The 13,672-nt window shown below is 37.1% G+C and carries 14 protein-coding genes and 1 riboswitch; of the genes, 4 read left to right on the plus strand and 10 right to left on the minus strand.

The window, feature by feature from the left end; all coding sequences use genetic code 11:
* The first annotated feature begins 13 nt into the window (after positions 1-13).
* Both IEV74_RS03565 and IEV74_RS03570 read left to right on the plus strand, forming a co-directional pair.
* Positions 14-823, plus strand: coding sequence for an ABC transporter ATP-binding protein (locus IEV74_RS03565; protein ID WP_188453980.1), 810 nt, complete (start codon positions 14-16; stop codon positions 821-823).
* Positions 813-1,619, plus strand: a complete 807-nt coding sequence (locus tag IEV74_RS03570) for an ABC transporter permease (RefSeq protein WP_188453981.1) — start codon at positions 813-815, stop codon at positions 1,617-1,619. Before IEV74_RS03565 ends, IEV74_RS03570 begins: the two co-directional genes overlap by 11 nt.
* A 64-nt stretch (positions 1,620-1,683) precedes the next feature.
* On the opposite strand, the gene ytkD is transcribed toward IEV74_RS03570, so the two are convergent.
* The 9 genes from ytkD to IEV74_RS03615 form a co-directional block, all read right to left on the minus strand.
* Complete coding sequence (gene ytkD, locus IEV74_RS03575; protein ID WP_188453982.1) at positions 1,684-2,169, minus strand: RNA deprotection pyrophosphohydrolase; 486 nt, start codon at positions 2,167-2,169, stop codon at positions 1,684-1,686.
* Positions 2,170-2,198: 29 nt separating this feature from the next.
* On the minus strand, positions 2,199-2,735 hold the full coding sequence (locus IEV74_RS03580; protein WP_188453983.1) for a hypothetical protein: 537 nt from the start codon (positions 2,733-2,735) through the stop codon (positions 2,199-2,201).
* Between the two features lie 285 nt (positions 2,736-3,020).
* Positions 3,021-3,347, minus strand: coding sequence for a hydrolase (locus IEV74_RS03585; RefSeq protein ID WP_188453984.1), 327 nt, complete (start codon positions 3,345-3,347; stop codon positions 3,021-3,023).
* 118 nt (positions 3,348-3,465) lie between these two features.
* Positions 3,466-4,296, minus strand: a complete 831-nt coding sequence (locus IEV74_RS03590) for an ABC transporter ATP-binding protein (RefSeq protein ID WP_188453985.1) — start codon at positions 4,294-4,296, stop codon at positions 3,466-3,468.
* Between the two features lie 247 nt (positions 4,297-4,543).
* Positions 4,544-6,004: an o-succinylbenzoate--CoA ligase gene (locus IEV74_RS03595; RefSeq protein WP_188453986.1), complete on the minus strand. Its 1,461-nt coding sequence runs from the start codon at positions 6,002-6,004 to the stop codon at positions 4,544-4,546.
* A gap of 121 nt (positions 6,005-6,125) precedes the next feature.
* Positions 6,126-6,944 (minus strand): 1,4-dihydroxy-2-naphthoyl-CoA synthase, encoded by an 819-nt coding sequence (gene menB / locus IEV74_RS03600; RefSeq protein ID WP_188453987.1) that lies wholly within the window; start codon positions 6,942-6,944, stop codon positions 6,126-6,128.
* A gap of 46 nt (positions 6,945-6,990) precedes the next feature.
* On the minus strand, positions 6,991-7,809 hold the full coding sequence (gene menH / locus IEV74_RS03605; protein ID WP_229683048.1) for a 2-succinyl-6-hydroxy-2,4-cyclohexadiene-1-carboxylate synthase: 819 nt from the start codon (positions 7,807-7,809) through the stop codon (positions 6,991-6,993).
* Complete coding sequence (gene menD, locus IEV74_RS03610; protein ID WP_188453988.1) at positions 7,799-9,541, minus strand: 2-succinyl-5-enolpyruvyl-6-hydroxy-3-cyclohexene-1-carboxylic-acid synthase; 1,743 nt, start codon at positions 9,539-9,541, stop codon at positions 7,799-7,801. The genes menH and menD overlap by 11 nt, the downstream gene beginning before the upstream one ends.
* 2 nt (positions 9,542-9,543) lie before the next feature.
* A complete protein-coding gene (locus IEV74_RS03615; protein ID WP_188453989.1) occupies positions 9,544-10,929 on the minus strand; it encodes an isochorismate synthase in 1,386 nt (461 codons plus the stop codon).
* A gap of 152 nt (positions 10,930-11,081) precedes the next feature.
* On the opposite strand from IEV74_RS03615, the gene IEV74_RS03620 reads away from it, so the two are divergent.
* Positions 11,082-12,008 (plus strand): 1,4-dihydroxy-2-naphthoate polyprenyltransferase, encoded by a 927-nt coding sequence (locus IEV74_RS03620; protein ID WP_188453990.1) that lies wholly within the window; start codon positions 11,082-11,084, stop codon positions 12,006-12,008.
* A 12-nt stretch (positions 12,009-12,020) separates the two neighbouring features.
* Complete coding sequence (locus IEV74_RS03625; protein WP_188453991.1) at positions 12,021-12,404, plus strand: hotdog fold thioesterase; 384 nt, start codon at positions 12,021-12,023, stop codon at positions 12,402-12,404.
* 201 nt (positions 12,405-12,605) lie between these two features.
* On the opposite strand, the gene IEV74_RS03630 is transcribed toward IEV74_RS03625, so the two are convergent.
* The gene (locus tag IEV74_RS03630; protein WP_188454286.1) at positions 12,606-13,193 is read right to left on the minus strand and encodes an ECF transporter S component; all 588 of its coding nucleotides are present in this window, start codon (positions 13,191-13,193) and stop codon (positions 12,606-12,608) included.
* Between the two features lie 181 nt (positions 13,194-13,374).
* A riboswitch (FMN riboswitch) is annotated at positions 13,375-13,518 on the minus strand.
* Positions 13,519-13,672: the final 154 nt, after the last annotated feature.

The raw sequence follows: 13,672 nt of genomic DNA on the forward strand, positions 1-13,672 counted from the left end.
GGAGGGGAAGTCATTGTCATTTCTTACCTTAGATCATGTTTCACATCACTATTTTTCTAGAAATAATTATACAAAGGCTTTAGATAATATTTCTTTTGTGGTAAAGGATGGCGAATTTATTGCATTACTTGGTCCTAGTGGCTGTGGCAAATCAACAATTCTATCCATAATCGCCGGAATTCTGAAACAAACAACAGGTGAAGTACTGCTTGAAGGAAAGCCAATTAATGACTCCGATCTCGCAATTGGTTATATGCTGCAGCAGGACTATCTATTCCCCTGGAAGACGATTAAAGATAATAGTTTAATTGGTCCTAAAATTTGTCATTCAAAAACGCCTGAAGTTGAAAATGAAGCATTAAAGCTTCTAAAGGAAGTTGGTTTAGCTAATGTAGCAGATTCATACCCTAATGCACTATCAGGCGGAATGCGGCAGCGTGCAGCCTTAGTAAGGACACTTATAACAGATCCTAAAATATTACTGTTGGATGAACCGTTTTCTGCCCTTGATTATCAAACTAAACTCAAATTGGAGGATTTAGTTTCGAAACTTCTTCGTGCATATCATAAAACAGCTATCCTAGTCACGCACGACATTGGCGAGGCAATTTCAATGAGTGATCGAATTCTTTTAATGAATGCCAATCCCGGCTCAATTGCGAAAATATTTGAAGTACCAATTGAATTAAGAAATGAAACCCCATTTTTAGTGCGCAAACATCCAAAATATCAGCTTCTGTTTGATAGAATTTGGGAAGAATTAAACAAAAATGAAATAAACCCTGAGCAAGCAAAGGGGGCGGCGAATCAAGATGAGTCCTGAATCTGATCGTCATCTATTGATAAACCATAAATACAAATTAAAACGAGAGAAGAAAATAGTTTTTACCTGGCAAATTGCGATATTAATAAGCTTCTTTGCCATCTGGGAAATTGCCAGCAGACTGTATTGGATTGACCCCCTATTGTTCAGTTCTCCGTCAAAGATTGTTGAATTATTGATGAATAAGTTTTCCGACGGATCAATCCTTCCCCATGTTCAGGTTACAGTTTTCGAAACGATACTTGGGTTTCTATTAGGTACGATTATCGGCATTATTATTGCGACGTTGCTATGGTCTTCAAATAGACTTTCTAAGATTATGGATCCTTATTTGGTTATCATGAACGCTATGCCTAAGGTTGCATTAGGACCAATTATTATTGTAGCCCTTGGACCCGGATATATTTCAATTATTGCAATGGGGGCGATTATTTCAGTAGTCATTACGACCCTTGTTGTATATTCGGGATTTAAGGAAGTGGATCCCAATTATGAGAAGGTGTTAAAAAGTTTCGGAGCAAGCCGCTTTCAATGCTTTAAAGAGGTTATTTTTCCAGCAACACTTCCGACAATGATTTCTACATTAAAAGTAAACGTTGGGCTCTCATGGGTTGGAGTAATTGTTGGAGAATTTCTTGTATCAAAAGAAGGGTTAGGCTATCTGATTGTTTACGGATTCCAAGTATTTGATTTTACATTAGTGATGTCAAGCTTAATCGTCATTGCCGTTGTTGCGGGTATCATGTACAAAATCGTTGAAAAAATCGAAAGCTGGTTAATTAAGCATACAGGGTGAACAACTGGTAGATGCCATGGTTGAAATCAGGAAATTCTGCTAAAAAACAAAGAATCACTTTTAATCAGGAGTGATTCTTTGTTTGTAATTTCTTTTCAATTTTCTCCATACAATTTGTTAAAACCCCGTCCTTCATAATAAAACTATATAATCTGTCTTGTTTTACATTTTCCGGGATTGATTTTAACAGTACAGGCCCCTCTGTTTCATAATATGTCTGCTGTTTAATTAGATATTTAATTTCTGCAAAATAAACATTTTTAATAATGGTACTGCCTTTTCCAGCAACGAAATATTGCCCGATATAATCAAGATTTTGGACAATGCCACCCGTCTCCTCTTTAACTTCCCGTATTGCTGCTTCCTCTGCGGTTTCACCTTTTTCGACCTTACCACCGGGAAATTCCAATCCACGGTCCCTATGTTTTGTTAACAACCATTCATTACGAAAATAACATATTACCCAAACATGCTTAGGCTGCTTCGAAAATGGATGGTCAGTAAACGAAAGCGTTACTTCGTTGTTATAATAATCTTTAAACGTAATCATTGTTTCAGCTGCCTCTTTGTTAAAATTAGTCAGTAGTATACAATGCTTGTGATTTTCCATTTAGAATCAAATGTAAATTCAATTGCCACAGTATAATCACCGTAAAAGTTCGATTTATTCGTTTGAACTACCTTCACTTTATTTTTTTCCAATTGTATCATATCATAGTTATTCTCTTCATTTAACCATGGTGGTAATTCTGTAGGAACAACATACAAACCATCTTGTTTTTCATTGAAATAAAAATCTACATATTTTGCTGCAACATCCCTTGATGCTATTTCCGCAAAGGAATCTAATAAATCTTTTTTAGTGCGATAATTAATTACTTTAAAATTATTGTCGGCTTTCTGAACCAACAGATCTTCAAATTCGTTTGAAATAGCTATTACCTCATTTTGGCTGGGTTTTCTATCTGTTTGATTCTCACCTGCCTGTTGATTTTCTGAAACATGCTTATAATCAACTGCAGAGGCTTTTTGTAGCCCGGTTGTTTGTATTAAAAAAGATAAAGGTAAGATAATTGCAATTAATGCACTAAGCTTTAGGCTATATTTTTTCCTCATATTCATCTCTCCTCAGGATGTATATATACGTTCAACTTTATAATACTATTCCTTTTCACATAGAAAGATAAACTCATTTTAGACACGTAATTAAATGGTTGTTTTTGTTTTTTATATAATTGTCGTAAAATTCAATGTAAGTGCTATGTAAATTTCGCATTTTATTATAATTGCAATGGGATTATAATGCTGTCGGATTTTATATTCTTCTCAAGTAAAGATAAAGCTAATGAAATAAACAGGAATTTGATAACGATATATATCAAATTCCCCTTTCCTTTGCAATTATAAATGCTTGTCTGGTAACACGCCCATGGTATCAATATGTGATTTTGTCTGTTCATCTCCAAGGTCATAAATCATTTGATATGCCTCGGTAATGCCTATATCATAGTCGTCATTTGATTCATCATTATGATAGGACATGATTGGTACATGTGACCGGAAAAATGCCCGATAATCAGCATCGTGCATGTTCTGCATTCTTTCCCTTAAAAATCTTACCTCGTCGTCTGTTGCATAAATAATAAACTCTTCGTTATTACCAAATTTTATTTGAGAAATTTCCTGGCTCCCCATATTAATATAATATTTCTTCTTATCTTGATCCATCCATTCAACACCTCCTATTTATTAATGTGGCTAAAATAGCAGGAATCATACGAATGCAATATAGTCAAGATAAACAAAACCCATCAGTACACAATGGCATTGATGGGTCAAAATAAATTTATGATGTTTGTAATGCTGATTGCTCGGTTCTATTCGCGAATATACAGCGACCCTTTCCATGTGGAATACACATTGGGGTTCCGAACATAGGGTCGAATGTTACATCACATTTCATTTGGAAAACCTCATGGACTAAATTGCAAGTAACAATTTCTTCCGGTTTCCCCTGTGCAAATACCTTTTTATCTTTTATCGCAACAATGTGATGCGCATAGCGGCATGCAAGGTTTAAGTCATGTAAAACCATGACCACAGTACGGCCATCTTTTTCATTTAATTCAAATAAAAGATCAAGGACATCAATTTGATGAGTCATATCTAAGTAAGTAGTTGGTTCATCCAAAAGAATGGTATCTGTTTCCTGTGCCAACGTCATCGCAATCCAAGCGCGCTGCCGTTGCCCTCCGGATAATGAGTCAACTGAACGGTCCTTTAAATCAAGCATATTTGTAGCTTCAAGTGCATGATGAACAGCATTTTCATCTTCTTTTGACCAGGATTTCAAGAATCCACGATATGGATGTCTTCCCTGTTTAACCAATTCCATTACAGTAAGTCCTTCTGGAGTGACGGGACTTTGAGGTAAAATAGACAGTTTCTTAGCAACTTCCTTCGTACCCATTTTTGCAATATCGGCCCCATCTAATACAACATCACCGCCCTTTGGCTTAAGCAGGCGTGCAAGCGAGCGCAGTAATGTTGATTTTCCACAGCCATTTCCTCCAATGAATACAGTAATCTCACCTTTTGGAATTGTTATATTTAAATCATCAATTATAATATCTTCACCATAGCCAAGCGTTAAATCGTTCGCCGTTAACGTTTGCATTGGACTCTCTCCCCTAAACGCATTAAAAAACACCTGCACTGTTACATATGTACGGTCGTTTTTTAATAAGTATTGTACCTATAGTTTATTGGGTTTTGAATCATTAGTCAATGATTTTGAGAATCATTTTCAATGAATTTTTTTTTAAATGTAAATGAAGTATAAATTTAGCGCTATTTACTAGCGGCATGGTAAGCGACGTCCAACTCCAGTGGACAAGGTACGATGTGAAGCACAGTATCATATATTAATTATTCTGTATCCATTTTGCCAGTTCGCCCCTTACGAGTTTATTTGAGGCATTTCTTGGCAATTTATCAACAAAGAATACTTGTTTTGGAACCTTATATTTTGCTAAGTAATTATTGGAATATTTAATGACATCACTTTCGGAAATGGTTTGATCAATTGCTACCACGAATGCTACAGGAACCTGTCCCCACGTTTCATCAGCTTTGCCGACAACTCCGACCTCTGATACCTGTTCTATACCGGAAAGGACACTTTCTACTTCTGACGGATAAATATTCTCGCCGCCGGAAATAATTAAATCTTTTCTGCGGTCAACGACATACAAAAAACCTTCATGATCCAGATAACCAAGATCCCCCGTTGCAAGCCACCCATTTTGAAACGCACTATTGGTTGCTTCTTTTTTGTTAAAGTACCCTCTGGTTACCATAGGGCCTTTGACAAAAATTTCACCAACAGAATCCTCTTTTGTATGATCAATTTTTAGTTGTGCCGGAAATAAAGGCTTACCGGCTGAACCTATCTTATTCAAGGCATTTAATGGACTTAATGTCACGATTTGCGAAGACGTTTCTGTCATGCCATAAGACTGAAAAACTGGAATATGTTTTGCTTTTGCTTTTTCCAATAATGGTCTTGGAGCCGGTCCGCCACCAAGCAGCATACAGCGAAACGTATCCGGATATGTATTGTTTCCCAGTAAATCCACTAGTCTTTTCAGCATAACAGTAACAACAGAGACCATGGTAACACCGCGTTCCATAATAGCATCTTGGACAACTTGTTGATCAAACTTTTCCATTAAATAAACGGGCATACCATAAATGACACTTTTAATGAATATAGATAAACCACTTACATGAAAAATTGGTAAAGCAGCAAGCCATTTGTCATTGGAATCCAGCCCTATATTTAACGCTGACCCCATGGCACTCCACCAGTGATTTCCGTATGTATGAATGACCCCTTTTGGAAATCCGGTTGTTCCAGATGTGTAAATAATCGTAAATACATCATCCAAAATAATTTCCGTTTGAAGGTCGGTTTCCATTTCGGGAAGATGGCTGATTTCAGAGAACGTTTTTACTGGTACAGGGAGATCCATTACCATAACTTCCTTTTCAAGACTATCACACGTTAAAACAACCATCATTTCCGCATCATTTATCTGATAGGTTAATTCTTCTTTTGTTAGACGTGTATTTAATAGTACGGAGACTGCACCAATATAGCTAAGGGCATGAATGGCAATCACCATGGAAGCATTATTGGTAGATAAAACACCTACATGGGTGCCTTTTCCTACACCATAATTTGCTAACTTTTTGGCAAATTGCTGGCTATTTGTTTTCAATTTTGAAAAAGTAATCGTTTTTCCATTTATATGTTCGATTGCTATTTGATCAGGCGCTATATCTGCTTGTTTTGTTAACCAATGCGGAATTACTTCAGGCATTATAATTACCCCTATCTACTTTTAGTTATATCTTGATGTTTTACACTTTATCTAGTTAGTATAAGAAAAAAAGCCTTTGCCAATTCCGGCAAAGGTTTTTTTCCTGCTAATGAGCAAAATATCAAGGAAAACGCGGAAACTGATCCCAGTCTGGCTTTCTTTTCTCTTTAAACGCGTCTCTTCCTTCTTTTGCTTCATCAGTCGTGTAGTAAAGAAGTGTAGCGTCCCCGCCCATTTGCTGTAATCCTGCAAGACCGTCTGTCGCAGCATTGAATGATGCTTTCAAGAAGCGTAATGCAGTTGGTGATTTTTCTAAGATTTCTTTACACCATTGCAATGTTTCTTCCTCTAGCTTTTCAAGTGGAACCACTTTGTTAACCATGCCCATTTCATAAGCTTCTTCAGCATTATATTGACGGCATAAGTACCAAATTTCTCTTGCGCGTTTTTGTCCTATCATACTAGCTAAATAGCCAGCACCGTAGCCCGCATCAAAGCTTCCGACTTTAGGTCCAGTTTGTCCAAAAATAGCGTTGTCAGCAGCAATTGTTAAGTCGCAAACAACATGCAGTACATGTCCCCCGCCAATAGCATAGCCTGATACCATTGCAATTACAGGCTTTGGAATTGTCCGCATTAAACGCTGTAAATCAAGTACATTTAGACGTGGAACTTGGTCATCACCAACATACCCGCCATGCCCTCTTACAGTTTGATCTCCACCAGAACAAAATGCTTTATCTCCTGCACCAGCCAAAACAATAACACCGATTGATGAGTCATCACGCGCGTCGGCGAAAGCATCAATCATCTCGTTTACAGTTAACGGTGTAAATGCATTATGCTTTTCCGGACGGTTCATTGTTACCTTTGCAACACCGTTATACTTTTCATAAATAATTTCTTTGTATTCTTTTACTTGTTCCCATTGTACTGTCATTTTTCTTCCTCCTTCTGAAATTAATGCTATGTAATTTGCAACAGTCTTACGTTGTCGCAAAAACAAACTCACTTACTATTCTACCAAAAAACTCCGCTTGTTCCACGTGAATTGCATGACCTGCATTTTCAGCAACTACCAAACGACTTGATTGCAGGCTATATTTCATCTTTTTATTTAGTTGAACAAACTTTGTATCCCTTTCACCTGCAATTAATAAAATAGGAATATGAAGCTGGTCTAACCTGGACCACCAAGACGGCTGGGTGCCTGTCCCCATATACCGCAGCGATTGCACTAGCCCTTCCTCTGTTTGTGCTAAACGTTCATTACGAATTGTTTGTCTAATTTCTTCAGGTAACGCTTTTTGTGTTTCAAAAAGCGGAATAGACTCCCAAAAATCAATAAACTTTGCTAATCCCTCATTTTCAATTTTTTGAGCGAGTTTTTCATCATGCCTCATTCGATTATTTCGTTCTCTAACCAACTCTAATCCAGGGGAAGCACTCTCCAAAATTAACGATTTTATAAGTCGGGGATAGGTCATCGCGAATGACAATGCAGTCCTTCCCCCCATTGAATAGCCCGCTAAGTGGATATCCTTTAGTTTCAGATGGTTGAACAGTTCCACTAGGTCGTCACAACACATTTCCATTGTTCTTGGACTTTCAGTTTTGGTTCTGCCATGACCAGGCAAATCAATTGTTACAATTTGAAAATCCGACTGCCACCTCTCAACAAATTTATCCCATGTTAAAGAGCTACCCGTAAATCCATGCAATAAAACTATTGTTTGCCCCTTGCCGCTTATTTTATACCAATACGACGCATCATTTATTGTATAAAACAATCTATCAAACCTCATTCGCTAGAATTTCATTTTCGATGGATCTCCATTTTCCTTTATGCCACTCCATATTTGTTTGACGATCCGTTTTCACTTCAATAACAGAAAGTCCTTTTCTATCATAGCTGGAATAAAGCGCACTTTTTAGGTCTTGCGCATTACTTACATTGCTGTATATTCCATCGTACATGTCAATAGCCTTCTCAAATTCAATATCCGAAGGGGTACCAAACAGGCTTTCAAAATGCTTTTCTGAGTTTGCCTGAGGTAAGAAGGAGAAAATTCCACCACCATTATTGTTGATTAGCAAAATCGTTATATTTAGGCTGTAATGCTTAGCAGCGAGAAGACCATTTAAATCATGAAAAAACGATAGGTCTCCAAGCAATAATGTCACATGCTGACCCAAAGCTGCTGCACCAAGACCACTGGAAACCATTCCATCAATTCCATTTGCCCCACGATTAGCAAGTACAGTGATATCTTTTGGCGTTGTCATAAAAAACGTATCGACATCTCTTACGGCCATGCTATTTCCGACATACAGGCTGCTTTTTTCAGGTATAACGTCCAGTAAATACCGGACTGCATTTCCTTCTGTAAGATCTTCTTTTTCACTTTTTGCTAAAAGGTGTTTTTTTGCAATAAGATTCATTCCCTGCCATTTCTTCAACCACGAGTCATTAAAAGATAAATCATTTGCAATACGAACTAAATCATCACAAAGCATTACCGGATTGGCATAAATGAATTGTGTTGCATTTCCAGCAGGTTCGCGATACCCAGCATTCTCTTCTACTATAAATTGCGGAATGTCTTTATGTTCCTTTACATAAAAAAGATAAGCTTTCGATACAGGCATGGCACCAAATCGAATGATAAAATCAGGCTTTAATTGTTTGCGAATTGATTTATTACGTAAAAATGCATCAAAGCCCTCGATTACATGATCTTTATGGTGTTCGCCTGATCTTAGCTGCGATAATGGATCTGCCAAAATAGGCAAATTCCATGCGGAAGCAAAATGGACAACTGCTTGTACCAAATTCTCATCAGTTTGTGGTCCGCAAACAATTAATCCTTTCCGTCCACTTTTAAGCTTATCTGCCAATTGATTTATTTGATTAGCCTGTAATTTGCGATCACCATCAAGTGTTGGATAATATCCTGGTTTGACATTTTCCCCCCACAAATTCGCCAAAGAAAAATCCGGTATAAGCGGTTCCCGTACTGGAAAATTTATGTGAACTGGTCCAGCGTTTCCTTCTTTTGCAGTATGAACAGCCCGAGAAGCTTTACTCCTTACATAAGATAGCATTTTTGTATCACCCTCAGGTAACGCCAGTTCATGGAACCATTTAACATAGTCCCCATATAATTTTATTTGTTCGATTGCTTGTGGTGCTCCAACATCTCTTAACTCATGCGGACGATCAGCCGTTATAACCACTAACGGAACCCTGCTGTAATGCGCTTCAACAATTGCTGGAAAATAATTAGCCGCTGCTGTTCCTGAAGTGCAGACTAATGCAACCGGTCTTTTGTTTTGATTTGCCATCCCTAAAGCAAAAAAAGCCGCAGACCGTTCATCAATAATTACCCATTGTTTTATTTCAGGGTGTTCTGACACTGTCATAGCGATTGGCGTCGACCTTGATCCTGGCGATATGACTACTTCGGATAAACCACTTTTCACAAGCTCATCAACAAAATTTGCCGTATATCGTGATAATGTTTCTGTATGTTCCATATTTATCCCCCTAAAACAGTTAGCATTGGTAAGAATTTGATTGTAGTCTCCTCGTATTCTGCTTCAGGGTCGGAGTCTTTCACAACACCACATCCAGCAAATAAAGATGCCTCGTCACCTTGAATAAGTCCTGAACGAATTGCGACGGCAAACTCACCATTCTGATTACGATCCAGCCACCCTATAGGTGCACCATACCAGCCTCTGTCCATCTGTTCATGCTCCCTGATAAAAGCTAACGATGTTTCTTTTGGAACGCCCCCTAAGGCAGGTGTAGGGTGCAATTGTTTGATTATATCAAATATGCTATACCCGTTTTGAAGTGTTGCCTTAACAGGAGTAAACAAATGCTGTAAATTTTTTAATGGATAGATAATTGGTTCGTTAGGAATTTGAATATCTGTACAATAGTTCTTAATTGCCTCTTTAATCATTTTTACTACAAAATCATGTTCTTCACGATTTTTCGAATCATGCAATAATGCCTGACTAATTTTTACATCTTCGGATTTAGTTTTCCCTCTGGGTGCAGTTCCAGCCAAACACGTAGATAGCAGCTGTTTATTTTCTAGCTTTACAAGTCTTTCAGGTGTAGCACCAACAAAGCAATCGTTCCCATGTTCAAATGCGAAAATATAACAATTGGTTTGGGATGTTATGAAATTTGACAAAATTGCCGTAATCTCTGCCTTTTTTGATAGCTTTAATCGCATCTCACGTGCTAATACTATTTTTTCTGCTTCATTTTGCTTAATTTCCTCTGTTGCTAGCCGAACAATATTTTTCCATTGCTCTGGTGCAAATTCCTTTCTTTCCTTAATTGTTGCACCTTCAGGAAGATTTCCTGAATAGTTTAATAGTAGTGATTCTGACCGCTGTAGTTCTTCAGCCAGCTGTACAGAATGATCATCTTTTGTTACGTATAGATTTATCGTTAAAAAGTGATCTGATTTATTCTTAGTTAAAATAAACTGCGGAATAATAAATTCACTATCTTCAAAATTTCTCCAAAGATTGTTTTTTTCTTTCATTGGATCAAATGACATACCGCCCATCGCCACCATTCCTGTACCTGGTGCATGGGATGGATTATGAACAATAGCATCTTCGGTAATTTTTCTCCACTGCTCTTCTGTTGCTTGAAAGCGATCATTTCTTCCTTTTATATGAAAAGCAGACCCTATACCAACCAAATAGAATTGATCTGAAGTGCTTGTCCAAAATGTTCGATCCAATTTCAAATCTTTTGCGGCTTCAAAAAAATGAAGTGGTTCAATGTTATCTATTTCTTTTGTCATACTTACAAATTGATTCTTACTACTGTATTTTGCTTTTTCAATAGCCTGTTCTAGTAATGATTCTAACAAGCCTTGCTTCGTTTCAATCATCTATATAAACCTCCGTTGCACTAACAAATCATAAAACATCCATATCTATTTTATTCTCTTTTTCTTTGTTTCTCAAGAAATCATAATTGACACCCCATGACGATTTGCCTAAACTTAATGTGATATTGTAGAAAAACAGGGGAGAGAACTACATGCAAAATCCATCTATCAAACATGCCTTAAATGAAAAAGGCGGCTTTCAAATATGGTGGCGTTTAATGCGTCCACATACATTAACAGCATCTTTTGTACCTGTTTTTGTTGGTACAATGCTTGCATTAGTTGATGGTTCAATTGATATATTCTTATTTTTAGCCATGTTGCTAGCATCTATGCTCATCCAAGCAGCAACAAATATGTTTAATGAATATTACGATTATGTACGTGGATTAGACAACGAAGAATCTGTTGGAATCGGTGGCACAATTGTCCGCGATGGAATTTCAGCAAATACCGTTTTACGACTTGCACTAGCTTTCTTTGGAATCTCCATTTTACTTGGTATATACATTTGTATGGTATCAAGCTGGTGGATTGCACTTATTGGTTTAGTATGTATGTTATTTGGCTATCTTTATACGGGCGGTCCTTTTCCAATTGCTTATACCCCGTTTGGCGAAGTTTCTGCTGGATTTTTTATGGGTACCGTAATTATTGGTATAAGCTATTTTATTCAAACTACTGAGATTACAGGCGAAATTATTTGGATTTCAATACCGGTAGCTATTTTTATTGGCACTATTATGCTGTCCAATAATATCCGCGATTTAGATGGCGATAAAGAAAATGGTCGTAAAACAATCGCTATTTTGATTGGCAGGGAAAATGCCATAAGATTTTTAGCATTTTTGTTTATTGCAGCATACACATTAACTATTATCTATATCATCAGCAATATGCTGCCGTTTTGGTCATTGTTAACCATGCTGAGTATTGTGAAGGCAATTGACGTAATTAGAAAATTCCAAGGAAAAACAAAACCACTTGAAATGCTTCCAGCCATGGTTGCAACAGGAAAAACAAATACTGTCTATGGATTTTTATTAGGATTATCATTATTAATCAGTAAATTCTTTTAGGGAGCTATTAAGATGGATCTAAAAAATACGTTAATGGAATCATTAGGGATTGAAGTTAAAACAATCGAGAAAGATCTAGTAATCATGACAATGCCAGTTGACAAAAGAACACATCAACCAGCTGGATATTTGCACGGCGGCGCAAATGCTGCACTTGCTGAAACCGCGGCAAGCGTTGGTGCTTACGTAAATGCAGATCCCGAGAAATTTAATATATTCGGCATTGAAATAAATGCAAATCATGTTAAAAGTAAACGTGAGGGCATTGTTACGGCTAAAGCAATACCACTCCACAGAGGGAAAACAACAATGGTATGGGAGATTAAAATAGTAGATGAAAGCAATAATCTTATCTGTGTTTCATGTTGTACGATAGGTATTGTAGCTAAAAAATAATATCCTTAAATAGGATGTTCTACCTGATATAAAGTATCAACAGCTCAGATTCTGAAAAAGCAAAGACCTAGCCCTTATATAAAGGAACTAGGTCTTTTTCGTGGATTTAGAAAACTAAAAACCGAGCGCTGTTACGTACATGAATCATTTTGCGGTGGAAGCCGTTTATATATTTCCAAACCAATTGAACATCCCCATCATTTACAGGACATCCGCCTGTTTCTGCTCAATCCACCTGCGCATCTTAATAAATACTGGAACAAATAACGCCCCTACAATAATACCTTTTATTACGTTAAATGGCAGAATTCCAGCCATTACTGTATACCATTTAACACTCTCAATTTTCATTTGTTCCATTCCCATAAACCAAGCATATATGGGTAAAAAAACAAGATAGTTTAATATACTCATTCCAATAGTCATGATAATTGTTCCAATAATTAGACCAAATACAATGCTTTTCATATTTTTATGTTTATGGTACAAAAAGGCTGCGGGTACGATAAACATGACACCTGCAAGGAAATTTGACGTTACACCTACAGGCTCCCCACCGCCGATTGCCAGGTAGAGAAGATTTTTAATTGCCTCTACAATTACCCCGGCAAGCGGAGAAAAAATTAACGCTGCAACTAATGCCGGAATATCACTAAAATCAATCTTTAAATATCCAAACCCAGGTAAAACAGGAAAATTCAAAATAAATAATAAAAGTGAAATAGTCCCCATTAATGCTAAAATAATTACTTTAAATAACTTTGATGATTGCACATTTGTATGTTGCATCATCGATCTCCTCCTTCATCTATTATCGATTCACATCTCGTGATGAAGGATAAGCCTACTTTCCCATGACATAACGGTGTATCAATTTAATGCATACAAAAAACCCTAAAACCTAATCGGGGCTTTAGGGTGTTAAAATCCACAGGAAAAATAAAGGCGCAATAAGCACCAATTTTCGGCTCGACATCTTCTCCCATCCAGACTGTAACTGTCGGTCCTGGACTCACACCAGGTCAGCCGCTAGCGTAATGCTTTGCGGGTCACGGACTTAGAACAATAGCTCCTTACCGTCGGTCGGGAATTGCACCCTGCCCCGAAGATGGAATCGATATTTTGTTGTTAGATGTATTATACACCGGATTTATTTTTTTGAAAAGAGATGTGTTTGAGTCTTTTGTATATCTAACCCAATTTAAGGTTTCATTGTAATTTCATAGCTATTTTTTAGTAATTAAAACTATTCTTCGTGAGGTCAGTTG

Source organism: Virgibacillus oceani (genome assembly GCF_014638995.1).
In the GTDB taxonomy this organism is placed as follows: Bacteria; Bacillota; Bacilli; order Bacillales; family Amphibacillaceae; genus Virgibacillus_E; species Virgibacillus_E oceani.